The organism is Methylocella tundrae (assembly GCF_901905185.1).
Lineage (GTDB): Bacteria > Pseudomonadota > Alphaproteobacteria > Rhizobiales > Beijerinckiaceae > Methylocapsa > Methylocapsa tundrae.
This window is the reverse complement of record NZ_CABFMQ020000120.1, coordinates 16,272-43,223: the sequence shown is the minus strand read 5'-3', so window position 1 is coordinate 43,223 and position 26,952 is coordinate 16,272. Positions and strand designations below refer to the sequence as shown.

The window sequence follows — 26,952 nt, the reverse complement described above, 5'->3', positions numbered from 1 at the left end:
CGTCGCCGGCTCGCGGTCAAAGGCGTCCTAGATGAAATTAGTCGCGTTTGTTCTCAAAAAGCCCTACACCGTCGCCGCAAGTCTAATGCTCATCTGTATCCTGGGCGCCGGCGCGGCGCTCCGCATGCCGATCGACATTTTCCCCGAAATCGATATTCCGGTGGTCAGCGTCGTCTGGTCCTATAATGGGATGAGCGCCGAGGATATCCAGAACCGCATTCTCACCCTGCACGAACGGCAGCTCGCCTCGCTCGTCGATGATATCAGCCGCATTGAAGCTACGAGCTATTATGGCGTCGGCGTCATCAAGGTCTTCCTCCATCAAGGAGCTGACGTAACGCGCGCCGTGTCGCAATTGGCGAGCAGCGCGCTTGTCGTGTTGAAATATATGCCTCCGAACATCACGCCGCCGCTGGTCTTGCGGTATGGCGCGACGGACGTGCCGATCATTCAGCTCAGCCTATCGAGCGACTCCCTGCCCGACACCAAGCTGAATGATCTTGGCCAGAATACGATTCGTCCCGCTCTCGCGGTCGTTCATGGCGCGGAGGTCCCCTATCCCTATGGCGGCAAGCCGCGCGTCATCATGGTCGATCTCGACCAGCAGGCCTTGCAATCGCGCGGATTGACGCCTTCGGACGTCGCCCGCGCGATCCAACAGCAAAACGTCATATTGCCGTCCGGCGACGTCAAAATCGGCAGCAAGGACTATATGCTGGCGATGAACAATAGCCCGGACGCGATCGCCTCGATCAACCAGTTTCCTGTGGGCGAGGTGGACGGCCGCACCATATTTATGCGCGATGTGGCGCATGTCCATGACGGCTACCAGGTTCAAACCAACTCCGTCGCCGTCGATGGAAAGCCAGGCGCGCTCATGATGGTGCGCAAGACAGGCGGCGTCTCGACTTTGGATGTCATCGACGGCGTCAAAAACGCCTTGCCCTACATCAGGAAATTGCTGCCGGAAGGCGTTGAGGTCAAGGCGATCTTTGATCAATCCGTTTTCGTCAAGGCCGCGCTCAGCAGCGTGCTCATGGGCGGGATGCTGGCGGCGGGACTGACCGCGCTCATGATCCTGCTGTTCCTGGGCAATTGGCGTCTCACGCTCATTATTCTTGCGGCGATTCCGCTGTCGATCATCACGGCCGTTCTCGTGCTCTATATCTCCGGCCAGACCTTGAACACCATGACGCTCGGCGGCTTCGCCCTTGCCGTCGGCATTCTCGTCGATAATGGAACGGTCGTCATTGAAAACATCGAGCGCCATCTGCAGTCGGGCGAACCACTGACGGTGGCGATCGTGGACGGTTGCGGCGAGGTTGGCATTCCGACCATGCTTTCGACCCTCTCCATCTGCATTGTGTTCGTGCCCGTGTTCCTGCTTCAGGGGACAGCCAAATATCTCTTCTCGCCGATGTCTCTTTCGGTCATCGTGTCGCTGCTGGCGAGCCTCGCTCTTTCCTTCACGATGATTCCGGTATTGTTCGAATTCCTTATGCGTTCTTCAGTCGAAGCCCACGCGTCCGAACCGCACGCCGGTGCGTCCCGCCGCCGGGGTTTCAATATCTTCAGCGCCATTCATCATGGCTTTGAATCGGGCTTCAGCCGGTTCCGCGAAGCCTATCGCGACAGCGTCGCCTTCTCGGTCAAGCGCGCAGGCGTCACTAGCGCCTTCTTCATTCTTTTGATAGCATTTTCGCTGCCGCTTTTTCCGCAGCTTGGCAGGGATTTTTTTCCGCGCGTCGACGCCGGCCAGATGCGGCTTCATGTGCGCGCGCCTCCCGCCACGAGAATCGAGGAGACGCAGCGCTATTTTGCCGAAGTCGAAAGCGTCGTCCGCAAGATTGTCGGCGAGGATCAGATCGACATCATCCTCGACAATATCGGGCTGCCCTATAGCGGCATCAATATCGCCCTGAGCGATTCCGCGACGATCGGACCGATGGACGGCGAGATCCTCATATCTCTCAAGGAGAAACACACGCCGACGGCGGATCATGTCGCCAATTTGCGGCGTGAGCTGCCAAAGCGATTTCCTGAATTGCAGTTTTTCTTCCAGCCCGCCGACATCGTTGATCAGGTCCTGAACTTCGGCCAGCCGGCGCCGATCGACGTCAGGGTGTCCGGGCCAAACAGCGACGAGTCTTACGCGGTCGCGGCAAAGATCGCGCGCGGTCTCGCCAACATTCCAGGCGTGGTGGACTCGCATGTGTCCCAGGTGCCGGACGCGCCCGCCCTCGCGATCGACGTCGATCGCACTCTCGCGCGGCAGCTTGGCATCAGCGAGGACGAGGTCATCAAAAATGTGCTCGTCAGCACGAATTCGAGCGCCCAGACCCTCCCCAATTTCTGGGTCGATCCCAAAAATAACGTGAGCTATCCGCTAGTGGTTCAAATGCCGACCTATCACATCAAGTCGGCGCAGGATCTGTGGACCATACCGGTGACGGCCAAAACCGGCTCGGATCAGCACGAGATGCTCATGAACATCGCGACGTTTGGGCGCGTCAAAGCTCCGATCGTCTCGTCGCAATACAACATCACGCCTGTTTTCGACGTCAATGCCGATGTCGAGGGGCGCGATCTCGCCTCCGTCGGCGCGGACATAGATAAGATTCTCGCCGCCAACAGATCCGACTCCGCCGTCAAAATAACCCTTAGCGGGCAAGTCGAAACCATGATCGAAAGCTATGGCGGCCTCTTCTCCGGAATGGCGCTCGCGGTGGTGCTCGTCTACCTTCTTCTCGTCATCAATTTCCAAAGCTGGGTCGACCCGCTGATCGTCCTTATGGCTCTGCCTTTCGCCCTGGCTGGCGTCATGTGGATGCTGTTTCTCACAGGGACCCACCTCAGCGTGCCGGCGCTGATGGGCGGTTTGATGTGCCTTGGGCTTGCGACCGCAAACAGCATTCTCGTCGTCTCCTTCGCCAATCAACGCGTCGCGGCCGGCGACGACAAAGCGACCGCGGCGGTTCTTGCCGGCTATACGCGGCTTCGACCAGTGTTGATGACGGCCGGAGCAATGATATTGGGCATGATCCCCATGGCCCTTGGCGTTGGCGAGGGCGGCGAACAGAACGCGCCGCTCGCCCGCGCCGTGATTGGCGGACTTCTCTTCGCCACATTCGCAACCTTGATTTTCGTGCCGGTCATGTACCGGCTCCTTCGGCGCGACCCCAGGTTTGAACTCTTCCCGGCGTCTCATGATCACGCCTCATAAAACAGCAGAGATCGTTATGACACCCAGCGATGTTTCGGACCGCAATTCCAGCGAGCGCGAGGACGGCGCCGGCGGCCCGACAAATGTTTCGCCTGGCGCAGGGCGCAGAATGCTCACTTTAGCCGCCGCGGTCGCGATTGCGCTCGCCGCCGGCTTCTGGTTCGTTCACCACAACCAAATTGATTCGGAGACGCGCCTCGCCGATCAAACCAGGCGAGACGCCGCCGAGCCTCCTCTCGTCGACGTGGTCATCGCCGAAGCCGCCCCGGCGCAACAGACTCTTACGCTGCCAGGCAGCACGGCGGCCTGGAACGAGAGCATCATCTATGCGCGGGTCAGCGGTTATGTCGCCAATTGGCTCGTCGACATCGGAGATCGCGTGAAGACCGGACAGACGCTCGCATTGATCGAAACGCCGGAACTCGACGCTGAGCTGGTCGCGGCGAAAGCGAAGCTTAACGCAAGCCAGGCCGGCGTAGAAGTCAAGCAAGCGCGAGCGGATTTCGCGAGGACCACCTATGAACGCTGGCGCAATTCCCCAAAAGGCGTCGTCTCGGACCAGGAGCGCGAGTCCAAGAAGGCGGGCAGCGCCGAAGCCGTCGCGGAGCTTGACGCCGCGCGCGCCCAGGTCCTGCTCGATCAGGCTCAGGTCGACCGCCTCACGGCGCTCACGAATTTCAAGCGCGTCCAGGCGCCATTCGATGGCATCATCACAGAGCGTCAGATTGATTTAGGCAATCTGGTGACGGCCGGAAGCACCGCGAGCACGTCGCCGCTTTACAGGCTCGCCAAGGATGATCCGATCCGGGTCTTTGTCCATGCGCCACAAAGCGCCGCGGCGCAGCTGATGAAAGTCGGCACGCCCGCCGTGATAAGGCGAAGCGATCAGCCAAATCAGCGTTTGGAGGGCAAGGTCACGCGCTCCGCGAAGGCGATCAATCCGAAGTCCCGAACGCTGCGGGTGGAGATCGATCTTCCGAACCCGGATCTCGCGCTTGTTCCCGGCTTATATGTCGAGGTGAGCTTCAAGCTCAAAAACGAGGGGCTGATCCAGGCGCCGGCGGCGGCGCTCCTGTTTCGAGCCAGCGGCCCGCAGGTCGCCGTCATTGACGAAAATGGCGTCGTTCAAATCAAGGACGTGACCATCGCCCGCGACGACGGGAATTTCGTGCAGATCGCATCTGGTCTTGCGATTGGCGACAAGGTCGCGCTCAATCTCAGCAGTCAGATCATGGCTGGCGAAAAGGTCAAAATCAGTCAAGCCAATAAAGGGAAGTCAAAGAACCTCGCGGAAACGACCCCGTGACCCGTCCTTCCCTCTTTTTGCGGGTCAGGCAATTCGCAGTCTGAGTGTTTGTGCGTCAGGAGGGCGGCGTCCGCCCCGAACGGTAATGTCCCGGCTGAAACGGCGTGATCTCGTCCCTGGCGCCATTGCGCGGCCGTGATTCCGATTTTGCAGCCCGCCCTCGGCTCGTTCAATGGTTCTCCGCGGGAGGCGTCAAAAGACGCCGCGCAGCCGCGATGACCGCGGGCTGCGGCTGGGCGATCGGCGGTATGAATTGATGAAGCTCCCATCCGCCGCCGAGGGCTTTGTACAGAGTGATGAGCTGCTGGGCCGCCGCCTGCTGAGCGGCGACATATTGCTCCTCGATATCGAATTGCTGGCGCTCGGCGTCGATGACGTTCAAAAAATCCGTCAGGCCGCGATCGTATCGATCCGTCGCAAGTTTTGTGGCGTCGCGAGCGGCGCTGAGAGCGCGATCGAGGTTCTTTAGGCGATCCTGCTGGGCTGCGTAGGAGGCGATCGCATCGTCGACCTGCTGCACGGCGATCAGTATCGTCTGCCTGTAATTGAGCAACAGTTCATGAGCGGCGAGATCGGCGATATCGACTCTCGCGTCGAGCGTGCCGAAATCGAGCACCGGCCAGTATATCGCCGGGCCAGCCGCTCCGATCAAAGTAATCGGCACGGCCGACGACGCATGTGATCCGCCCTGCGCGCCGAGCGCGCCGCTCAGCATCACGCGCGGAAAGAGATCGGCGGTCGCGACGCCGATGCGCGCGGTGGCGGCGGCCAGTTGATGTTCAGCCGCGCGGATATCCGGGCGCCGGCGCAATAATTCGACCGGCAGACCGGGCGGTATGCGCGCGGGAAGCGCCGGAAGCGCGCCCGGCTTCGCCAGCTCCTTGGCGAGATCCTCCGGAAACTGCCCGAGAAGAACCGCTATCACATGTTGGCTTGCGGCGATCTGCGCCTCGTAGGGCGCCACGGACGCCTGTAGAGTCGCCAGCTGCCGCTGCGCCAGGGCGACATCCATTTCATTGGTCAGCCCTTGTTTGAAGCGCGTCTGTGCGAGATTCAGCCCGCCTTTGGCTACCTCGATATTCTTTTGCAGAACGACAAGCGCCCTCTGAAGCGCCCGCATATCGAGATAAGCGCGGGCGACATCCGCCGCGACCGTCACCATCGTCCAATTGCGTGCGTCGGCGAGCGCTTCGGCGTCGTAAGTCACCGCTTCGAGCTGACGCTGGAACTTACCGAACAGGTCCAATTCCCAAGTCGCGTCGAAGCCGCCGGCTTCGCTAAGTTTCTTATAGTTCGTTCTGTTTTCGGCCGACCTAAAGGCGGACGAGGTTCGGCCGCGCGTGAGATCCGTTCCCGTGCCGATCCCGGCGCCGCCCGTCCCTCCCGCCGCGGGGAGGGATTCGCCGATGACCACGAACTCCGCCGTTCGAGCCTCCTGAAGCCGGGTCAGGGCAATTTGGAGATCGATATTGGATTCGATAGCGCGGCTGACCAGCGAATCGAGTTCCGCATCGCGCAGGGATCGCCACCATTCCGTAAGAACCGCGCCGGACTTTGGGGCGCGTTGTCGTGCAGCCTCCGTCGGCGGCCGCATGAAGGCTTCCGGCGCCGTTGTATCCGGCGGCCGAAAATCGGGACCGACGGCACAGCCGACCAAGGCGGCGGCAAGCCCCAGAACGCCTAGACGAGCGCCTCGATTCACGCCTGAAATCCCGATTGGCTTGAATACTGATGGAGCCGCCCCAGGGGCTTGAGGCGCGACGTCCTGCGTCGTCCCATTATCGATCTCATAGACTTCGACCCTCCTCTCTGCGGACAGCGACGCGTCTTGAAGCAGCCGACGATCATCGCCGGACAGCCCCGGCGAAGGCGCACTTTCGAAAATCGGGCCAAAAGGCGCCGAGCCACTCTGTACGCGTCATGCGGCGAAAACAGGATTGCGAGTTCGATAGTCAGACAGATCTTTGCCCATTCGATGAATGAGTTCGGCGCCGCCTATCATCTGTGCGGCCTCCATCCAATGCTCGGAGACGCGCATATAGTCAAGCCGGAGCCGATCCATCGGCGATCATGCTTGCGCAGATAAATTCTCGATAGCGGCGCGGCTTGCCCGCCGCGCTTCCGGGCGATCCAGGCGAGAAATATGCCCGACCGCCCCGGTTCAAGCGCCGCCGCGAACGAACCACCGTCTCAGAGGTTCACGTCACCACCCGGAGAGGCTGCTGTTCCGGTTTTGGACTTCATCGCTTCGCCCGCTGCACACGCGCCTTTCCACAGAAATCCGGCGGCGCGGCAATCCTAGCGGCTCGCCGTGGTTGGCTGAGCTGGCTCTTCCGGTCGCTCAAAGCAGCTACGAAAATGACCATGACGCATCTCCTGCAATGGGGTCGGATGCGGCAAGAGCATCGCCGCTCTACTATATTGTTTTGGATTATACTACGTCGTGCTTGCTCCACAGTTTCGCCCGTCATGACGACCTGAACCGATATAGTCATGTTCCGTCGAGAACCATTTCATGGACTTTTTTTTATGAAATCTTTTTCAGATTTCCATATTGTGCGTCCGATCGATCGGGTAAGAGGCGCGGCGCTCCGACCTCAGCGGATAAATGCGCTTAGAGCTTTAAAGAGCGGTCGGGAGATCTTGGATGGCGGATCTGGAAAAAGTGCCCGAAGTCCGCGGGCGTGAACAGCGGCCTCTGCTTCTCATCGAAGATGAACCCGCGATGGCGTTGGAAATCGAAAGCGAGCTGGCGAACCTCGGCTATTTCGTAATGGCCGTGGCGACGCAGGCGGAGGCCCTTGAGATTGTGCATTCAGCCGATCCCGCTCTTTTGATCGTCGACCGGCTGCTTTTCGGCGCCGACAGTCTGTCGATGATCAGAACGCTGCGCGCCGAAGGCAACAAGACGCCTGTTCTTTTTCTGAGCGCCCTCGGGAGCGTCGATGAGCGCATTCGTGGACTGAAGGCGGGCGGCGACGATTATCTGACAAAGCCTTTCGCGATGGAGGAACTCGTCGCCCGCGTCGAAGCCTTGTTGCGTCGATCGACCGAAGCGGCGGCGACAACTGTCCGGCTAGGCCCGCTCCAGATTGATCTTGTGACGCGTGCGGCGTGGCGGGGAGAGAGGCCGCTCGAACTCCTGCCGACCGAGTTCAAGCTGCTTGAATATTTCATGCGCCGCCCCCGCCAGACCGTCACCCGAGCCATGCTGCTCGAGGACATCTGGCGCTACCGCTTCATGCCTGAAACCAATGTTGTCGATGTCCATGTTGGCAAGCTGCGACGCAAAATGGACTCCGCGGGAGAGCCGCCGCTGATCCGCAGCGTTCGCGGGGCAGGGTTCATCCTCGATGTCCAATGCTGATTTTGCAGAAACCGCGACTTTCCACGCCCTATATTGTCCGCCATCAAGTTTTCGGAAGAAAATTTCATAAAGAACCTTTTATGCGAGCCTGATGTACAAGACGGCGGATTGCTCCTATGTAATAGTCTAGGTATTGATGCCATCAAGTAACAAATATTGGCTCGCCAGGTAAGGAACATGCGCATTTCCGCCAGCCAACGCCCGGCGCGCCACGGGACCCGCGCTACCCGCCCCGCCACGATGAAGGATCTGCGCGCTGTGAATCAACCGGTCGAGGCCGATCAATATAACAGCTTCCGTTAAGGAGGTCGGCAGTCGCGGCTGCATCACGCCCATTTCGATCATTCTGGCGCAAGGGGCCGCGAAAGTGTTGGGATGAGCCTTTCAATATCGAAGGTCGGGCAAGGTCGCCGACTGAGAGTTTAGGCCGGCGCGCGAAGGTTAGCAGCTAAAGACCGCGGCGAGCCTGATACAGAACGCTTGCATCGTAGGCCCCCCTTGCGAGCGTTCTTTGACGTCCCGGGCGCGCTCCCGTTCCCCCGATCGGGAAACGCCCGGGACCGATCTGCCGGATCTCGCGCTTGACGCCAGGAAAGGCGACGTCGAAGCAAGACCGCCTGCATTGCGCACAAGCAACGCTCCGTCAGCGCCGGGTTACCGCTGTCGCCCTCGGGCCGACTTCCTCAGCCAACCCGGATGAACAGGGATTTTTTACTGGGCAAGCGCGCGAAGGCTGAGGCCCAAAGCGACGATCGCGCCGCCTCTGAGGATCAGATCGATGCCGATGAAAAGGCCAATCGCCCAGAGGCCCGTGACGGGCCAGCCGGTCAGAAGAAGCGCTGCGAGCGCCACGCTGACCAGGCCGTCCAGCACGTAAAGCCATTCGCCCTGAATGTGGGACGATAAAGCGAAACCAATGGCGACGACGCCTGTAACGAGAAAATAGAACGCGATGACGAGGGTTATGGCTTCGGCGCTGATCGTCGGCCGCGTCACCAGTATAAAGCCGGTGATCGCCAGCAGAATGGCCCACAGCACATGAATGAAAAATCCGGTCCAGTAGCCGGTGAGCGAAAATGCCAGAAAGAGCACCGCAAAGGCGGCGGCGAGAAGCATTACGCCGAGAACCACGACATAGATCAGCGTCGCGGTTCTCGCGCGCCAGATCGCAAGGACGCCAAGGACGGCAAGACCCAGCCCGAGCGCCACCAGCCAGCCCCAATGAATCGCAAGCGCGCCCGGTGTCTGAGCGATGAAAATGTCAAATTGCCGTTGCATGGATCCCCCTCCCTAAGCCGGCCTGCGCCCCGAGACGGCGATAGCCGCCAGTTCCTAAGGCGCGACTCAGCGACTGTGATCATAGCTCATTTCGATTGAGCTGCATCGGAGTTCCGCGCGATAAACGCGAAGGCGGCGTTGGCGCTTGTCACGCCCAATCGGACGGCTCGCACTCAAAGTCTCAACGGGTCTTTTGAGCAATCCCCCGAATCTGTGTGGCCCAAGAAACAGATCGCCGAGGGCCTTGCGCATGCGAAGCGTAAGCCAGCGCCGGCGGCGATGCTCGTCCCCGTAATGCAGCATGTGGCAACGCTGGCAGAACGCCTTCAGGTTGCGCAAACGATTATTTGCCGGGTCATGGTCGAGATGCGCGGTCGCCAAATAGACATGGGCGCATCGCCGGACTCTCCACTTGCCCGACGATCTGACAACCCGGGCTGAGCATGATGACCGGCTCGAGCTTCGCGACCGATCTCCCGCATTGCTTAGCGGCGCCTTCCGGCCGTCTTGCCGGCGGAAGTAAATCAGATACCCTGCCGCGGGCTGGGCCTCGCGCCCCGGCTTGTCGCCGTACTTCAACTCACACAGCATGATGGCCGGTATGCGCAACCTGAGGCAAGCTTAGAATGGTGCTGGAAAGCTCCAGGAAGCCGCCGCATTCGGCGGCTGTGGCGCACAGCGGTCATGGCGCTCCATGAGCTTCCTTGCGCAGCCTCGCCTCGTTAACGAGCCCTTCTCCGATCCGGGGCTCTTCATCGATTTCCGCTTCGGCCGCCGCGCCATGCTCTTCGACCTTGGCGATCTGGCGCCATTGTCGTCACGCGAGTTGCTGCGTGTCAGCGACGTTTTTGTCAGCCATCTGCATATGGATCACTTCATCGGATTCGATCGGCTGTTGCGCACCCATCTCTCCCGGGCGGGTCTCCTGCGGATCGTCGGTCCGGTGGGCCTTATCGGCGGCGTCACGGCCAAGCTCGCAGCATATAGCTGGAATCTGCTCGATGAAGCTTCGATGGATTTCGTGATTGTCGCCGCAGAATTCGAGAATGACGCGCTTCGCGTCTTAACAATGTTTCGCGCGCGCGATGCGTTTCATCCGCAACCGCTCGCCAGCAACAGCCTGCCCGCTTATTGCGTCATGCAGGACCGGGGCTTCCTGATCGAAGCCCGCACGCTCGACCACGGCATCCCGTGTCTGGCCTTCGCGCTACAGGAATCGATGCGCGTGAATGTATGGGCCGATGGGCTGAAGCGGCTTGGTCTTGAGGTCGGTCCCTGGCTCAACGCCGCGAAGAATGCGGTTCGATGCCGCGCGAATGATGCGACGCCTGTGGCGGTCGGAGCCGGCCGGTCGCTGCCGCTCGGCGTCCTGAAAGAGACTGTATTGAAAACTGGGCCAGGTCAGCGCATCGTCTACGTGACCGACGTTGCGTTCACGCCGGCAAACATCGACCGCATTCTTGAACTCGCCGCAGATGCCGATCACCTCTTTATCGAGGCCGCTTTCGCCGCGGAGGACACCGAAATCGCAGCTGCGCGGCGGCATCTCACCGCCGCCCAGGCGGGCGAACTGGCGCGCCGGGCGAGGGTGGCGCGCGTCACGACCTTCCATCACTCCGCGCGTTACCTTGAAACGCCGGACCGCCTGCGCCGCGAAGCCGAGCAGGCATTTCAAAGCGATGAGGCTATCGCCGTGCCGTCCATGCGTTCAGGCAATTGATCGCCGAGCAGGCTGCGAAACGCCGAAGAATTTCACAGGCCCGCAGGGCGCGCATCGCTTTTTACGCGGCCTTTTCTACCTCAGGCGCGCCAGCGTCCGGAGACGTCCGGGAACGGCGAGAGCGCGCCTTCGGCGCCGCCCACTTGCCATCCGTGTTTTTGGCGAGGCCCCGCTTTTTCAAGGCCTGCAGCGCGAAGGACACTGTTCGATTGTTGATGTCCCGGCCGGTGGCCTTGACGTGTTCGGCGATCTCGGCGGCGAGGAGTGGGCCATGCTGGTCAAGGACATCGGCGATCGCCGCGCCGATGGTCTGGCGCGCCGCGTCCGGCTCGCTCGCCTTCTTGCCCTTGAGCTTCGGTCGAGGGCTCGCCTTTGGTCCCGGCTTCTGTTTTCGCTTTGGCGCTGACGCCACTGTTGTCTGTCGCGCGGAACTCTCGTCGAGAGCCAGGAGCTCTCGTTCTGCGATGCGAAGATCCGCGATCTTCGTCTCCAGTTCAGTGATCTTTGCGTGGATGCGTTCGATTGATGTATCCATGACGCCTTCGCTCATGTTGATCGGTTGATGGAACGGATCGCAGCCGGGTGTGGCCCAGATAGCCGATCCTCGAATTTTAAAATGAGACGCGCCTCCCCGATTCAACTGGTCGATTCGCGCCTATCATATAGAAACCTTACCAGTGATTCGCTCATTCGCACAACTTCGGCGCCGAATCTACAGCGCGCGCAAGTCGGCGGCGATTTTTTTCAACAGCAATCAAAAGATGTGAAGCTAGAGCTGCGCGACCGGCAGCTCGACGCCCTCTCTACAAAATGCAGTAGAATGTTTACGCCGGCAGACCGAAAACCCCACCGGGACGGGGTCGCCGCAGCGATCCAACGACGCCCGCGTTCCGCGCCGGTCTGAAGCTGTGGAGATCGGAGGATGGATGGCGTTGGGCGGCTACATGTTCGGGTAGTTCGGGCCGCCGCCGCCTTCGGGGACAGTCCAGGCGATGTTCTGGTTGGGGTCCTTGATGTCGCAGGTCTTGCAGTGCACGCAGTTCTGCGCATTGATGACGAAGCGGTCTTTCTCCGAGCCGCCGGCGCCTTCGGTCAGCCATTCATAGACGCCGGCCGGGCAATAGCGCTGGCTCGGCCCGGCATAGACGCCAAGCTCCGAGCGGCGCGCCAGCTCCATGTCCCTGACCTTCAGATGCCCAGGCTGGCCTTCCTCGTGATTGGTGTTGGACAGGAACACCGATGAGAGCCGGTCGAACGTCAGTTTGCCGTCCGGTTTCGGATAGGCGATCGGCCGATGCTGGTTTGCCGGCTCCGTCGCTTTATGATCCGGCTTGCCATGCTTCAGCGTGCCGAAGAAGGATGCTCCGAAAAGTTCGTTGGTCCACATGTCGATTCCGCCGAGCGCGACGCCGACAAGGGTTCCGAACTTCGACCAGAGCGGCTTGACGTTGCGGACTTTCCAGAGATCGCGTCCGACCTCGCCCGATCGCAGCGCCTTATCATAGGCTGAAAGGTCGGCGCCTACGGCGCCCTTTTGCAAGGCGCCCGCCACATGCTCGGCCGCGAGCATGCCGGAGAGGATCGCATTATGGCTGCCCTTGATGCGCGGCACGTTCACGAAGCCGCCGGAATCGCCGATGAGCACGCCGCCTGGAAACGACAGCTTGGGGATCGATTGGAAGCCGCCTTCGGAGATCGCTCGCGCGCCATAGGAGATCCGCCGTCCGCCGGCGAAGGTAGGAGCGATCAGCGGATGCGTCTTGAACCGCTGAAACTCCTCAAACGGCGAGAGGTAAGGGTTCTTATAATTCAAATGGACGACGAAGCCGACGACGACCTGATTGTCTTCGAGGTGATAGAGGAAAGAGCCGCCGCCGGTCTTGGCGTCGAGCGGCCAGCCGAATGAATGCTGCGCAAGCCCCGGCCGGTGCAGCGAAGGATCAACGCTCCAGAGCTCCTTGAGGCCGATGCCATATTTCGGCGCGTCCTTGCCTGATTGCAGATCGTAGCGGGCGATGATCCCACCCGCGAGGGAGCCGCGCACGCCCTCCGCGATCATGGTATATTTGCCGCGAAGCTCGACTCCGCGCTGGTAATTGGGACCGGGTTCGCCGGATTTCATCAGGCCCATATCGCCGGTGGCGACGCCGATCACGGAGCCAGCTTCATTATAGAGCGTCTCGGCGGCGGCGAAGCCGGGGAATATTTCAACGCCCAGCGCCTCCGCCTTGCTCGCCAGCCAGCGGCAGACATTGCCGAGCGAGACGATATAATTGCCATGATTGGACATCAGCCTCGGCATGGCGAAATTGGGCAGCCGCACGCCTCCTTTTGCGGTCAGGACGTAAAAGCGGTCCTCGGTCACAGGCGTCACGACGGGCGTCTCTTCGCCGCGCCAGCCGGGCAGCAGCTTGTCGAGACCGACAGGATCGATCACGGCGCCGGACAGAATATGGGCTCCGACCTCGGAGCCTTTCTCCACCACCACGACCGCAAAGTCAGGGTTCAACTGTTTGAGGCGGATCGCTGCGGCGAGACCGGCCGGCCCGGCGCCGACGATCACGACGTCAAACTCCATGGTCTCGCGCTCAGGCAGTCTCGTCTCGGAGGTCATAAGCTTGTTTCCCTTGAAACGCGCGGCGGTCCGCGCCCGCGCCGCTTAGCCCCTTATACGAGGAGGAATGATCAGTCGACCTCCCCCGGCCGCGCCTGTTCCAGTTCGATCAATGAGCCATTGAAATCCTTGGGATGAAGGAACAGCACGGGCAGCCCATGCGCGCCTGTTTTTGGCTCGCCGTCTCCGAGCACGCGCACGCCGGAGGCGATCAGCCGATCGCGCGCCGCGATGAGGTCGTCAACTTCATAGCAGAGATGATGAACGCCGCCCCCGGGGTTTCGCGCCAAAAATCCGGCGATGGGGGACTCAGCCCCCAATGGCGTCAACAGCTCAATTTTGCTGTTTGGAAGATTGACGAACACGACAGTAACGCCGTGCTCCGGCAACGGCACGGGAGCGGAAACCTCGGCGCCGAGAACATCCCTGTAGCGGCGCGCCGCCCCGGCAAGGTCCGGCGCCACAATCGCCACATGGTTCAGTCGTCCGATCATCGTCTTTCCACTGCGTTCAAAGATAGGCCGCCGGCTCTTTTTGACGGTAGCCGAGATGGGTGTTGAGATGTTCGAGCACCGTCAGCGCCGCTTCGGTAATCGGCGTGCCGGGCGGGAAGATGGCCGCCGCGCCGGCTTCAAAGAGCGCGTCATAATCCTGCGGTGGGATGACGCCGCCGACGACGATCAATATGTCCGGGCGGCCGAACCGCTCCAGCTCCGCCTTGAGGGCCGGCACGAGCGTCAGATGCCCCGCGGCCAGCGAGGACACGCCAATGACATGCGCCTTGCCCTCGATCGCCTGCCGGGCCGCCTCCTCAGGCGTTGCGAACAATGCGCCGATGGCGACGTCGAAGCCGAGATCGGCGAAACCCGCTGCGATCACCTTCTGCCCGCGGTCATGTCCGTCCTGCCCCATCTTCGCAACCAGAATGCGCGGCGCGCTCCCCTCCTCCGCCGCGAAATCCTTGACGAGTCTGTCGACCCGCACCAGACGGTCGTCGGTTTCGCCGAAGGACGTCTTGTAGACGCCGGAATTAATCCGGATTTCCGCCTTGTGGCGTCCCCAGGCGGTCTCGAGCGCGGCGGAAATTTCGCCTACGGTCGCCTTGGCGCGGGCGGCGTCCACCGCGAGCGCCAGAAGGTTGCCGTCGCCGCTCGCTGCGGCGTGGGTCAAGGCCCCAAGAGTGACTGAGATCCTGCCGGGGTCACGCTCGGCTCTCAGGCGTTCGAGCTTTTCGATCTGACGCGCGCGCACCATTGAATTATCGACCTTCAGAACGTCGATCATCTGTTCGTCTTCGACGCGATATTTGTTGACGCCGACAAGGATCTGCTGGCCGGCGTCGATCCTCGCTTGCGTCTTGGCGGCGGCTTCCTCGATTTTGAGCTTCGGGATGCCGGCTTCGATCGCCTTCGTCATGCCGCCGAGCTTTTCCACCTCGGCGATATGGCTCCAGGCTTTTTCGGCGAGATCGGCGGTCAGCCGCTCGACATAATAAGAGCCGCCCCAGGGATCGATGATGCGCGTCGTGCCTGATTCTTGTTGCAGGAAAAGCTGGGTATTGCGCGCGATGCGGGCGGAAAAATCCGTCGGCAGCGCGAGCGCCTCGTCGAAGGCGTTGGTGTGGAGAGACTGCGCGTGCCCTTGCGTCGCGGCCATGGCCTCGACGCAGGTGCGGGTGACATTGTTGAACACGTCCTGCGCCGTCAACGACCAGCCGGAAGTCTGGCAATGGGTGCGCAGCGCGGAGGATTTCTCGTTCTTCGGCGCGAACTGCCGCATCAGCCGCGACCAAAGCATCCGCCCCGCGCGCATCTTTGCGACTTCCATGAAAAAATTCATGCCGATCGCCCAGAAGAACGACAGGCGCGGCGCGAAGGCGTCGATATCGAGCCCGGCGGCGAGCCCGGCGCGGACATATTCGACGCCGTCGGCAAGCGTATAGGCGAGTTCGAGATCAGCCGACGCGCCAGCTTCCTGCATGTGGTAGCCGGAGATCGAGATCGAATTGAACTTCGGCATATGCGCAGAGGTATAGGCGAAGATGTCGGAGACGATCCGCATCGAGGGCGCAGGCGGATAGATATAGGTGTTGCGCACCATGAATTCTTTGAGAATGTCGTTCTGGATCGTGCCCGCGAGCTGCTCCGGCCGCACGCCCTGTTCTTCCGCGGCCACGATAAAAAGGGCGAGGATCGGCAGCACGGCGCCGTTCATCGTCATCGACACGCTCATCTGATCGAGCGGAATGCCTGAAAACAGCGTGCGCATATCGTAGATGGAATCGATTGCGACCCCCGCCATGCCGACATCGCCCGCGACGCGCGGATGATCGCTGTCATAGCCCCGGTGCGTTGCAAGATCGAAAGCAACGGAAAGGCCTTTCTGGCCAGCCGCCAGATTGCGCCGGTAGAAGGCGTTGGAATCTTCGGCTGTGGAAAATCCCGCATATTGGCGGATCGTCCAGGGCTGGTTGACATACATGGTCGGATAGGGACCGCGCACGAACGGCGCCAGCCCCGGATAGCTGTCGATAAAATCAAGGCCGTCGCGGTCATCCGGCCCATAGATCGGCTTGACCGGGATCTCCTCGGCGGTCAGCCAGGGTTCGCCAAACGCCGGGAGCCGCCCCGCGGGCGCCGCTTTCGCGATGTCGAGCGGCCGCGTTGAAAAATCGGGAATGCGGGTCATGGCGTCAGTCCCTCTCGATCGGCAGTCCCATGCAGGCATGAGCGTCGTTCAAAAACGCGACGACGTCGAGGCCAGCGTAGATGAAAGCGTCGACTCCTGCCTCACGATAAGCCGCCTCGCGATCGCCCGGCCGGCCCGCCAGCGCCAGGAAGACGCAGCCGGTGTTCTTTAGCGTCCGCGCGGCCTGCTCCGCCAGCGTATCGCCGACATGGGTCGCGTCGCCAGCCGGCAAGGCATAGGTTGCGTCCGACGAGCAGAGGCAGGCGGATTTAGCGCCGGATGCGCGGAACGCGGCGGCCAGGGCTTGCGGCGAGTTGATCACCTCCCCGGCTACTACAGCGCGCACGCCGCCAGCTTCGAACAGGCCGCGCGCAAAACCCTCGCGCGCCGTGAACGCCGGAGGCTCGCCAAGCGTCGCAAGAAAGATCGCGACCGGATGTTGCGTCGCTTTCTCAAAGTCCTCGGCGCGATCGCGCAGGCGCTCCACCGGCTCCGCGAGCCTAAAAGATCCAAGCGGCGGAAAGTCCGGCTCCGCCGCGCTCCCGGGAACGGCGGGAGCCGGCATCAGCGGCTCGACGGGCTGCTCGGCCAAATTGGGAAACTCGGTTGTTCCGGTGAGCGGCAGCTTGCGCCGTGAGATCAATTGGGCGCGCTCCTTGCGCTTTTCCGCGATCGCGGCCTGCCACGCCCCGCTCTCGAGCATGGAAGGAAGCCCCCCGGCGCGCTCGATCGTTTGCAACAGGCTCCAGGCCTGCTCCACAAGAGCGTTCGTCAGCGCCTCAAAGCCGCCGGCTCCCGCGGCCGGATCGGCGACGCGCCAAAGATTGCTCTCTTCCGAGAGCACGATCTGCGTATTGCGCGCCATGCGCCGCGCGAATGCGTCGGCGAGGCCGAGCGGCGCCGTGAAAGGCAATACGGTTATCGCGTCGGCTCCCCCGATCGCGGCGGAAAAAGCTGCGGTCGTAGCGCGCAGAAGATTAACCCATGGGTCGCGGCGGGTCGTCATCCGCCAGGCGGTTTCCGCCGCGATCTGGATTGGCGACGCCCCAAGCCCGCAGGCCGCCTCCACCTCGCGCCACAGACGGCGCAAGGCCCTGAACTTGGCGACCGTCATGAATTCGTCGGCGTCGGCAACGAGGAGAAAGCTGATTGCGCCGCTGGCTTCTTCGAGAGAAAACCCCGACGCCTCGAGCCCGCGCAGATAGGAGAGCGCGCTCGCCAGCACGCCCGCCAGTTCCTGCGCATCCGAGCTTCCAGCCTCATGATGGATGCGCCCGTCCGCGCGGAAGACCGGCGAAGCGAAGCCACGGCCGCGCAGCTGGCGCAGGACCTCGCCGAGCGCCGGACCGACAGGCGCGCCGGCAGGCTTCGTCCCCGTCCGCGCCATGTCGCCGATCGGATCGACGCCGCAATCAATCAGGAGCCGCCCGATATCATATCCTCGGCGCGTGGCGAGATCGCTCAACGCGTCGATGGCGCCCTCATAGGCGAAAGGCGGATGCTCCAGGGACAACGAAACAACGTCGAAAGCAACGCCTTCGAGAACGTCGCCCAGCCGATCGGCCGCGACGCCGAAGCCGCGCGCGCCGGCCGAGCCGGCAAACGCCAGCGTCAGCGCGGATGCTCCCCCTTCGAGATCCGCTTTCGCCAGGGCGTTGGCGCTCGCCGCGTCGGGATGATCCACACGCTGCGTCACGGTCCAGCGTCCAGGCTGGGCCCGGACCGCGCGCGCCGCGCCAATCGCCTTGGAATAAAGCGGAAGGATGTCGACGCCTTCGACCGTTCTGGAGACCAGTGCGCGGTCAAAATCCGCGCCCTTCAACACCTTGTCGACGCGGGCGCGCCAAGCCGCTGCGCTCATCTCGTCATTGCCGGTCATCGCGCATCTTCCTTGTCCCGAAAGGCGCAAGCCGCAGTCAGGGATTGTTCCCGCGCCAGATCGACCGCTGAAAGGCTCTTCCCCAACATGGCGACGGTCCTTCCAAATTTCATCTCAAACGAATTCGAGGATGACGGCGTCGACGGGCAGGCTGTCGCCCTCCTTGGCGAGCACCCTCGAGATGACGCCATCACGCTCGGCCCGCAGCAGGTTTTCCATCTTCATCGCCTCAACGATGACCAACGGCTCGCCGGCCTTGACTTCCTGGCCTGGCGAAGCGGCGAGCATTTTGACGAGCCCCGGCATCGGGCAGAGCAATTGCTTCGAGGTGTCGGCCGCGGCTTTCTCTGGAATCAGCGCATAGAGCTCCGATTCCCGGCGGGTGAAGACGCGGGCGGCGACCGACGCTCCGGCATGGGTCAGGACGGCCCCGTTCAAAATCGAGCGGATGTTGACCGAGACCTTGCGCCCGTCGATCGTCCCATGCCAGACCGGCTCGCCGGGACGCCATTCGCTTTTGATCCGGACCGTGCGCTTTGCCGCGAAAACGACGTCCACCGCGCCGTCCGGCGCCGTCTCGCCAACCTTAACGGGCAAAGCGCGCTTGCCCAGCATGACCACGCGGTCCCGCTCGAAACGCACCGGAGCAGGCGTCGGCAGCTGACCGGAAATCCGCCGCTTGCGCTCATTCATCGTATGATCGATCGACACTGCGACGGCGGCGATGACGATCGCCGTCTCGCCTTCCGGCGCTGCGGGCTGGAAGCCCTCGGGGAATTCCTCGGCGATAAAGGCGGTCGAGAGCCGGCCCTCCTTCCAGCGCGGATGCGCCATGAGCGCTGCGAGGAAGGAAAGGTTGTGGCGGATGCCGTCGATGGCGAAAGCGTCGATCGCCTGCGCCTGCGCTTCGATTGCCGCAGCGCGCGTCGGCGCGTGCGTGACCAGCTTGGCGATCATCGGATCATAGTGGATCGAGATCTCGCCGCCCTCGAAAACGCCGGTGTCGTTGCGCACGGTGACGCCTCCGGCCGTACCTTCCGCTGGTGGCCGATAGACCGTGAGCCGCCCCGTCGAAGGCAGGAAATTGCGCGTCGGGTCTTCCGCGTAGACGCGGCTTTCCACGGCCCAGCCGTCGAGCTTGACGTCAGCCTGGCTGAAGCTGAGCTTCTCGCCCGCGGCGACGCGGATCATCTGCTCTACGAGGTCAAGCCCGGTGATGAGCTCGGTCACCGGATGCTCGACCTGCAGGCGGGTGTTCATTTCGAGAAAAAAGAATGAGCGGTCCTGCCCGGCGACAAACTCCACCGTGCCGGCCGAGTCATAGCCGACGGCTCTGGCGAGCGCGACGGCCTGCTCGCCCATCTTGCGGCGCGTCTCTTCGTCGAGCAGCGGAGAGGGCGCCTCCTCGATGACCTTCTGGTTGCGGCGCTGGATCGAGCATTCGCGCTCGCCGAGATAGACGACATTGCCGTGCTTGTCCCCTAGCACCTGAATCTCGATATGGCGCGGATCGGTGATGAATTTCTCGACGAACACGCGATCATCGCCGAAAGAGGAGGCGGCCTCTGATTGCGAACGGGCGAAGCCCTCGCGCGCCTCTTCGGCGGAATAGGCGATGCGCATGCCTTTGCCGCCGCCGCCCGCGGAGGCCTTGATCATGACCGGATAACCAATCTCCCCGGCGATCTTGACTGCGTGATCGGCGTCCTCGATGACGCCGAGGAAGCCCGGCACTGTCGACACGCCGGCGCGGTTGGCGGCTCTCTTCGATTCGATCTTGTCGCCCATCGCCTCGATGGCGCCGACATTGGGACCGATGAAGACGATGCCGATAGCCTGCAGCGCCTGCGCAAAGGCTGCCCGCTCGGAAAGGAAGCCGTAACCGGGATGGACCGCTTCGGCGCCGGTTTCCCGGCACGCCGCGATGATCTTTTCGATGGAGAGATAGGATTGCGCCGCGGGCGCGGGCCCGATCGCCACGGCCTCGTCGGCCATCTCAACGTGCAACGCGCCCCGGTCGGCGTCGGAATAGACCGCGACCGTGAGGATTCCCATTCGCCGCGCCGTGCGGATGACGCGGCAGGCGATCTCGCCGCGGTTCGCGATCAGAATTTTTGAGAACACAGGACGTTTGCCTCGTTCACAGAGGGATGTTGTCGTGCTTGCGCCAGGGCCTCTCGGTCCTCTTGACGCGCAGCATGGCGAGACCGCGGGCGATGCGGCGGCGGGTGGCGTTGGGCATGATCACCTCGTCGATATAGCCGCGTTCAGCGGCGATAAACGGCGACATGAAATGATCTTCATATTCCTTGGTGCGCGCGGCTATCAGAGCGGGGTCGCCAAGATCCTGGCGGAAGATGATCTCGACGGCGCCCTTGGCGCCCATCACCGCGATTTGCGCCGTCGGCCATGCGTAATTGAGATCGGCGCCGACGTGTTTTGAGGCCATCACATCATAGGCGCCGCCGAACGCCTTGCGGGTGATCACGGTGAGAAGCGGCACGGTCGCTTCGGAATAGGCGTAAAGCAGCTTCGCGCCATGCTTGATGAGGCCGCCATATTCCTGCGCCGTCCCCGGCAGAAAGCCCGGCACGTCGACGAAGGTCACGATCGGGATCTCGAAGCAATCGCAGAAACGGACGAAACGGGCGGCTTTGCGCGACGCATCCGCATCGAGCACCCCCGCGAGCACCATCGGCTGGTTCGCTACAATGCCGACGGGCCTCCCGTCGATGCGCACGAAGCCGGTCAGAATGTTCTTGGCGAAGGATTCCTGCAGTTCGAAGAAATCGCCGTCATCGGCAACCTTCCGCACCAACTCCTTCATGTCGTAGGGCTGGTTGGCGCTCTCGGGCGCCAGCGTGTCGAGCGAGTAATCGAGACGATCCACGTTGTCGGTGCACGGCCATTCGGGAACGCCGCTCGTGTTGCAGGCCGGAAGAAAATCGATCAGGCGCCGCACCTGAAGGAGAGCCTCGACGTCGTTTTCCCAGGCGCCGTCCGCGATCGACGATTTGGTCGTGTGGATGCGCGCGCCGCCGAGATCCTCGGCCGTGACCGTCTCGTTCGTGACCGTCTTCACCACGTCCGGGCCGGTGACGAACATATAGCTGGTGTCGCGCACCATGAAGATGAAATCGGTCATCGCGGGCGAATAGACGTCGCCGCCGGCGCAGGGCCCCATGATGAGGGAAATCTGCGGAATGACGCCCGAGGCCAGAACATTGCGCTTGAACACTTCGCCGTAGCCGCCGAGCGCCGCGACGCCCTCCTGGATGCGCGCGCCGCCGGCGTCGAAGATGCCGACGATCGGAGCGCGCATCCTCACGGCCATATCCTGGACCTTGATGATCTTCTGGGCGTGGGCCTCCGACAGCGAGCCGCCGAAGACCGTGAAATCCTTCGAGAACACGAAAACCGCGCGGCCGTTCACCGTGCCCCAGCCGGTGACGACGCCATCGCCAGGGATTTTCTGCGCGTCCATGCCGAAATCGGTCGAGCGATGTTCGACGAACATGTCGAACTCTTCGAACGAGCCGTGGTCCAGCAGGAGTTCGATGCGCTCACGCGCCGTCAGCTTGCCGCGCGCGTGCTGGGCCGCCATGCGCTTTTCGCCGCCGGCCAATCGCGCCTTTTCGCGACGCCTCTCCAATTTTTCCAGCATTTCACGCATCGAAAGGCGTCTCTTGTTTCATTCAAGCAATCAGTCTTATCAGTTTGATCATCGAAGGGTACTGCAAACACAATGATTTTCGTGCAAACTAGCAAAAGAGTTAAATTGGCGAGTTTACATGAAGCGAAAACTTTTTGCAGGGGACATGATCCGCGTATTGCGGGAGGCGCGCGGATGGACGCAGCTCGAGCTCGCCAAACGTATGGGCGTCTCCTCCAGCTATTTGAGCCAGATCGAGGCCAACCAGCGCAGCCTCTCCGGCACCATTGTGGTCGAGTTGGCGCGCGTCCTGAGGGTCAGCGTCGCCGTTTTCTCCGATGACGATAGCGATCGCCTGGTCGCGACGCTGCGGGAGCTGCTCGGCGATCCCGTGATCGCCAACGCCGACGTCACGCTGCGCGAATTGAAGGCCGTTTCGCTGCACGCCCCGCGCGTGGCGCGCGCGCTCGTCGATCTCCACGGCCTCTATAAGCGGCTCGAGGAGAAATACCGCACCCTGGATGAAGCTCTGCACGCCGCGGGGGGATCGGCAGGCGCGGCCGTGCAGCAATCGTCCTTCGACGAAGTCAGGGATTTCTTCCACTTCATCGGAAACTACGTCGATGGTTTGGACCATGCGGCGGAAGGCCTCGCCGCCAAATGGGGAGGCCGTCCGGAGAAGGTCGAAACGCAGCTTCCGCACCATATCGAGAGCAGATATGGCATTTCAGTAATTCGCGAGGCGCCGCCAGCCGGCTCGCATTTCGTGAGCCGGCTGGAGCCGGAGCGCAAGCGGCTCGTGCTGAACGACGCCTTGCCGCTCTCCACGCAGTGCTTCGCGCTGGCGCGTCATCTCGCCTTTCTCGCCCATTCCGATAAGATCGACGCCCTCACCGCAGGCGCCGCGTTCCGCGGGCCAGACGCGGCCGGGGTTTGCGCCGCGGCCCTCGCCAATTATTTCGCGGGCGCCCTGCTCATGCCTTACGGCCCTTTCCAGGAAGAGGCACGCCGGGTCAGGCATGATGTGGAGCGTCTCGCAACCAGCTTCAACGTCAGCATGGAACAGGTCTGCCACCGCTTGTCGACGCTGCAGCGCCCGGGTCACGAGGGCGTGCCAATGTATTTTCTGCGCGTCGACCGGGCGGGCAACATCACCAAGAGGCACAGCGCGACGCGGTTTCAATTCGCCCGTTACGGAGGCGCCTGCCCTATCTGGAACATTCACGAGGCTTTTGAAACAGCGGATCGATTTCTGGTTCAGGCGGCGGAGATGCCGGACGGCGTGCGTTATCTCTCGATCGCAAGAGCCGTCTCCAAGGGAGAGGCGCGCTTTGATGCGCTCCGCCTCCATTATGCGATCGGCTTCGGCTGCGAACTGGCTTACGCTAGCGATTTCGTCTACTCGGATGCGATCGACCTTCGAAACCCTTCGCCGCTCGTAAAGATCGGCGTCAGCTGCCGACTCTGCGACCGCGCCGACTGCCACCAGCGCGCCGTGCCACCGATCGACCGGCGCATCTCCGTTGATCCCAACCGGCGCGGCATTATCCCCTATCAGGTCGAATAACGCCAAGCCTCTCTGGTTGCGGCAGGAAAACAGTCGCCTGCGCGAAATTGTCAGGCGCATGGCATTGGTTTAGAACTCCGCTCCACGAATGCAGAACAGCCGACTATTTCCAGGCGGCGGATCGCCAAAAATATCGAAATCGCAGTAGCCGCCCACTGACAACGGGAGGGAGCTGGAACCGCAGATTTTGCCGATACAGGAGAGGCCAGTGGCGTTCAGGGATGTTCTATTTGCGCTCACCACGGACCCGGAGCCGACGCCTGTCGCTGTTGTCGAGGATGGCGTCGCTCTCGCGGCGGCGCTTGGAGCTCGCATTTCGGGCCTCGCTTACGCCGTTACAGTTCCGGCTTCCGGAAACATATTGGCTGACCTGCTGCTGGATATTCCGGCCCTCATTGCGGAAGAGGCCAAGAAGAGCCTCGCGAAGGCTGAAACTGTGCTGGCCACCTTCCAGGACATCGCGGACAAGGCCGGGATATTCCAGGAGCGGATTTTGGAGCGATTTCCAAAATCGGAAATCTCCGACGTGTCAGTCGAATACGCCCGCCTTCGAGACCTCACCATCGTGTCCTTGGGAGAAGGCGACTATTCCGAGCAATTGCACGCCGAGGCGATCATCTTCGGTTCCGGCCGTCCGACAATCGTCCTGCCGCGCGAGCGTAAAGGCGCCGGCCCTCTTGCGCTCGATACGGTGGCCGTTGCGTGGGACTTCAGCCGGCCCGCGACGCGAGCGATCGCGGACGCATTGCCGATTTTGAAAAGAGCAAAACGCGTGTTCATTGTGACGGTCATGAATGAGAAAGCTATCGACGCCCGGCGGTCCGGAGTCGAACTCGCAAAGCACTTGGCTCGTCATGGCATAGACGTCGTTCTCGACACGGCCGACGCTGCGGGGCGACCCATTGGGGATGCGCTTGAATCCTACGTCGCGTCCTGCCATGCCGATTTACTCGTTATGGGCGCCTATGGACACTCTCGTATTCGAGAGTTCGTCCTCGGCGGAGCCACCAGAAGCATGCTTGAACGCCCTCCCGCGCCGCTATTTCTTTCGCACTGAGAGCGTTCAAGCTTTTGCGATGCGTTGCATGAGGCGGCCCGGCGGAGACACGGCTCCGTGGGCGCGCCGAAACGCTGAGGCTCGACGCGGCAAGTGACGCGGGTTTGATACGAAATCTCCCCTTGGACAGAGCTTCCTTTCCGACAATGAGGTAAGATGGCTTTTGAGGCCAAATGGCCGCGGCCAATGTCGAATCGGATCGGAAATGCCCATGTCCGTCGGCTCTTCCGCCGAAAGCACAGCGTCCCCGCGGTCGGCTGGCGCCGCCGATGGCGGCTCGCGGAGCGGCCTCACCAGCGATGAGGCCAGCCGCCGGCTGAAGACGTTCGGTCCAAACGCGACGCCTGACACGACGGCGCATCCGTTGGTCAGCGCGCTCAGCAAGTTCTGGGCGCCGGTTCCCTGGATGCTCGAGGCTGCGATCGTGCTCCAGATTTCGCTTGGCGACTACGCCGAGGCCGCGATCATCGCGGGCCTCCTCGTGTTCAACGCGACGCTCGGGCTTATTCAGGAGGGACGCGCGCAGGCGACCCTTGCCGCGCTGAAGTCACGGCTCGCGCTCACCGCGTCGGTGCGGCGCGACGGCGGCTGGGCGTCAATTCCCGCCGCTGCGCTAGTGCCGGGCGATGTGGTGAAGCTTTCTCTCGGCGGCATCGTCGCGGCGGATGTTCGCCTCACTGAAGGAGACGTCCTGCTCGATCAATCCATGCTCACCGGGGAGTCGGCGCCCATCGAAGCTGGCCCGGGCGCGCGAGCCTACGCTGGAGCGCTGGTCCGTCGCGGCGAGGCGGTGGCCGAAGTCATGGCGACCGGAACGCGGACCAAGTTCGGCCGCACCGCGGAGCTCGTCCGCACCGCTTACGTCGTAAGCTCCCAGCAGAAGGCGGTCCTGCGCGTGGTGCGCAATCTCGCTGCGTTCAATGGCGTTGTCATCATTGTGCTGGCGGCCTACGCCCATTTCCTCGCGATGCCGCTCGCCGAGATCATCCCGCTCATTCTCACAGCGGTCCTCGCCTCGATACCGGTTGCGCTGCCTGCCACTTTCACCCTTGCGGCGGCGCTGGGCGCGCGCGCTCTGGTCAAGCGCGGCGTATTGCCGACGCGGCTCTCCGCGGTAGATGAAGCGGCGACGATGGATGTCTTGTGCGCCGACAAGACAGGCACGCTGACGCGCAATGAACTGTCGGTGGCGATCGTTCGCCCTATGCCTCACTCGGACCTCGCGCACGTTCTGGCGCTGGCCGCGCTCGCCAGTTCAGACGGCGGTCTCGATCCGGTCGACGCCGCCATCCGCGCGGCGTCCGTCGGCAAAGACATTGCCGACGCCCCGGAACTGCTCAAGTTCGTGCCGTTTGATCCGGCGACAAAAATGTCCGAGGCGACGGTCAGCCTGAATGGGGAGACGCGACGTGTCGTGAAGGGCGCTTTCGCCGTGGTCAGCGGGCTCGCCCAGCCATCGCCGGCGGCGTCAGCTGTGGCGAACGAGCTTGAGGGACAGGGTTTCAGAGTGCTCGCCGTCGCCGCCGGCCCGCCGGCGATGATGAAGCTCGTAGGACTAATCGCGCTGAGTGATCCGCCACGCACGGACTCCGCGGCGCTCATCGCCGAATTACGCGACTTGGGCGTGCGCACCGTGATGGTGACGGGCGATGCGCCTGCGACGGCGGCCATCGTGGCCCGCGCCGTGGGGCTCGATGGCGCCGCCTGCCCACCTGGTCCAATACCGGATGACGTCAGCCCCGAGGCGTTCGCGATCTTTGCCGGCGTTCTTCCCGAGGACAAGTATAAACTCGTGAAAGCATTCCAGAACGGCGGTCACTCGGTCGGCATGTGCGGCGATGGCGTTAATGACGCGCCGGCGTTGCGCCAGGCGCAGATCGGAATCGCTGTCGCGACCGCGACCGACGTCGCCAAATCCGCGGCCGGCATGGTGCTGACCGAACCCGGACTCGATGGCGTCGTGGCGGCCGTCAAGGAAGGCCGGGTCACGTTCCAGCGCATCCTGACCTATACGCTGAACATGATCATCAAGAAGATCGTCACGGTGCTCTTTCTGATCTTCGGCTTGCTCATGACTGGACACGCGATCCTGACCCCATTGCTGATGGTCATTGTCATGATCACCGGCGACTTCCTCACCATGGCGTTGACCGCGGACAATGTGCGGCCCTCGACAATGCCGAATGCCTGGCGCATCGGCGAGTTGACAGTCGCGGGCGTCCTTATGGGCGTCTTCCTGTTGGCCTTCTGCACCGGCGCGCTGGCGCTCGGCAAGTTTGAACTGAATCTTGGCGTCGAGGCGCTCCGAACCCTGGCCTTTGTTGTCCTCGTGTTCGGCAGCCAAGCAGCGCTTTACGCCATTCGGGAACGCCGGCATCTGTGGGGCTCTCCTCCAAGCCGGTGGCTCGCCGTATCGTCCGTAGCCGATATCTCGATCGCTTCGACGCTGGCCATCGGCGGAATCGCAATGGCGCCGCTACCGCCCGCCGTTGTCGCAGGCGCGCTTGGCGCAGCTGCGTGCTTCAACCTCGTCCTGAATGTAGTGAAGCTTCCGATATTCGCGCGCCTCAGGATGACGTAGACAGACCGGGACGCAAGCAA

The 26,952-nt window shown here is 62.4% G+C and carries 17 protein-coding genes; 7 read left to right on the top strand and 10 right to left on the bottom strand.

Translation table 11 applies throughout. The features are described 5' to 3' along the window. Nucleotides 1-31: 31 nt before the first annotated feature. Both MPC4_RS17425 and MPC4_RS17420 read left to right on the top strand, forming a co-directional pair. Nucleotides 32-3,223 (top strand): efflux RND transporter permease subunit, encoded by a 3,192-nt coding sequence (locus tag MPC4_RS17425; protein ID WP_174513641.1) that lies wholly within the window; start codon nt 32-34, stop codon nt 3,221-3,223. Between the two features lie 16 nt (nt 3,224-3,239). Further along, complete coding sequence (locus MPC4_RS17420) at nt 3,240-4,529, top strand: efflux RND transporter periplasmic adaptor subunit (RefSeq protein WP_174513640.1); 1,290 nt, start codon at nt 3,240-3,242, stop codon at nt 4,527-4,529. A gap of 169 nt (nt 4,530-4,698) precedes the next feature. Here MPC4_RS17420 and MPC4_RS17415 read toward each other — a convergent pair whose 3' ends face one another. Continuing rightward, nucleotides 4,699-6,231, bottom strand: a complete 1,533-nt coding sequence (locus MPC4_RS17415; RefSeq protein WP_174513639.1) for an efflux transporter outer membrane subunit — start codon at nt 6,229-6,231, stop codon at nt 4,699-4,701. Nucleotides 6,232-7,176: 945 nt separating this feature from the next. On the opposite strand from MPC4_RS17415, the gene MPC4_RS17410 reads away from it, so the two are divergent. Beyond that, a complete protein-coding gene (locus tag MPC4_RS17410) occupies nt 7,177-7,896 on the top strand; it encodes a response regulator transcription factor (RefSeq protein WP_174513638.1) in 720 nt (239 codons plus the stop codon). A 126-nt stretch (nt 7,897-8,022) separates the two neighbouring features. On the opposite strand, the gene MPC4_RS17405 is transcribed toward MPC4_RS17410, so the two are convergent. Further along, the gene (locus MPC4_RS17405) at nt 8,023-8,241 is read right to left on the bottom strand and encodes a hypothetical protein (protein WP_134492756.1); all 219 of its coding nucleotides are present in this window, start codon (nt 8,239-8,241) and stop codon (nt 8,023-8,025) included. A 366-nt stretch (nt 8,242-8,607) separates the two neighbouring features. Further along, on the bottom strand, nt 8,608-9,174 hold the full coding sequence (locus tag MPC4_RS17400) for an HdeD family acid-resistance protein (RefSeq protein WP_174513637.1): 567 nt from the start codon (nt 9,172-9,174) through the stop codon (nt 8,608-8,610). 694 nt (nt 9,175-9,868) lie between these two features. Here MPC4_RS17400 and MPC4_RS17395 point away from each other — a divergent pair. Further along, on the top strand, nt 9,869-10,894 hold the full coding sequence (locus tag MPC4_RS17395) for a ribonuclease Z (RefSeq protein WP_174513636.1): 1,026 nt from the start codon (nt 9,869-9,871) through the stop codon (nt 10,892-10,894). A gap of 61 nt (nt 10,895-10,955) precedes the next feature. Here the strand turns inward: MPC4_RS17395 and MPC4_RS17390 are convergent, their stop codons facing one another. The 7 genes from MPC4_RS17390 to MPC4_RS17360 all read right to left on the bottom strand — a co-directional run bounded on the left by MPC4_RS17390 (nt 10,956) and on the right by MPC4_RS17360 (nt 21,748). Then, nucleotides 10,956-11,429, bottom strand: a complete 474-nt coding sequence (locus tag MPC4_RS17390) for a hypothetical protein (protein ID WP_174513635.1) — start codon at nt 11,427-11,429, stop codon at nt 10,956-10,958. 405 nt (nt 11,430-11,834) lie between these two features. Further along, nucleotides 11,835-13,508: an electron transfer flavoprotein-ubiquinone oxidoreductase gene (locus MPC4_RS17385; protein WP_174513634.1), complete on the bottom strand. Its 1,674-nt coding sequence runs from the start codon at nt 13,506-13,508 to the stop codon at nt 11,835-11,837. A gap of 71 nt (nt 13,509-13,579) precedes the next feature. Continuing rightward, on the bottom strand, nt 13,580-14,002 hold the full coding sequence (gene mce / locus MPC4_RS17380; protein WP_174513633.1) for a methylmalonyl-CoA epimerase: 423 nt from the start codon (nt 14,000-14,002) through the stop codon (nt 13,580-13,582). A 16-nt stretch (nt 14,003-14,018) separates the two neighbouring features. Beyond that, nucleotides 14,019-16,196, bottom strand: coding sequence for a methylmalonyl-CoA mutase (gene scpA, locus MPC4_RS17375; RefSeq protein ID WP_174513632.1), 2,178 nt, complete (start codon nt 16,194-16,196; stop codon nt 14,019-14,021). A gap of 4 nt (nt 16,197-16,200) precedes the next feature. Further along, nucleotides 16,201-18,075, bottom strand: coding sequence for a methylmalonyl-CoA mutase subunit beta (locus MPC4_RS17370; protein WP_174513631.1), 1,875 nt, complete (start codon nt 18,073-18,075; stop codon nt 16,201-16,203). Between the two features lie 114 nt (nt 18,076-18,189). Further along, the gene (locus MPC4_RS17365; protein ID WP_174513630.1) at nt 18,190-20,199 is read right to left on the bottom strand and encodes an acetyl-CoA carboxylase biotin carboxylase subunit; all 2,010 of its coding nucleotides are present in this window, start codon (nt 20,197-20,199) and stop codon (nt 18,190-18,192) included. A gap of 16 nt (nt 20,200-20,215) precedes the next feature. After that, on the bottom strand, nt 20,216-21,748 hold the full coding sequence (locus tag MPC4_RS17360; protein ID WP_174513629.1) for an acyl-CoA carboxylase subunit beta: 1,533 nt from the start codon (nt 21,746-21,748) through the stop codon (nt 20,216-20,218). Between the two features lie 118 nt (nt 21,749-21,866). On the opposite strand from MPC4_RS17360, the gene MPC4_RS17355 reads away from it, so the two are divergent. The 3 genes from MPC4_RS17355 (at nt 21,867) to MPC4_RS17345 (ending at nt 26,932) form a co-directional block, all read left to right on the top strand. Further along, nucleotides 21,867-23,294, top strand: a complete 1,428-nt coding sequence (locus MPC4_RS17355; protein WP_174513628.1) for a helix-turn-helix domain-containing protein — start codon at nt 21,867-21,869, stop codon at nt 23,292-23,294. Nucleotides 23,295-23,502: 208 nt separating this feature from the next. Further along, on the top strand, nt 23,503-24,351 hold the full coding sequence (locus MPC4_RS17350) for a universal stress protein (protein ID WP_174513627.1): 849 nt from the start codon (nt 23,503-23,505) through the stop codon (nt 24,349-24,351). Between the two features lie 211 nt (nt 24,352-24,562). After that, nucleotides 24,563-26,932 (top strand): HAD-IC family P-type ATPase, encoded by a 2,370-nt coding sequence (locus MPC4_RS17345; protein WP_174513626.1) that lies wholly within the window; start codon nt 24,563-24,565, stop codon nt 26,930-26,932. Nucleotides 26,933-26,952 lie beyond the last annotated feature (20 nt).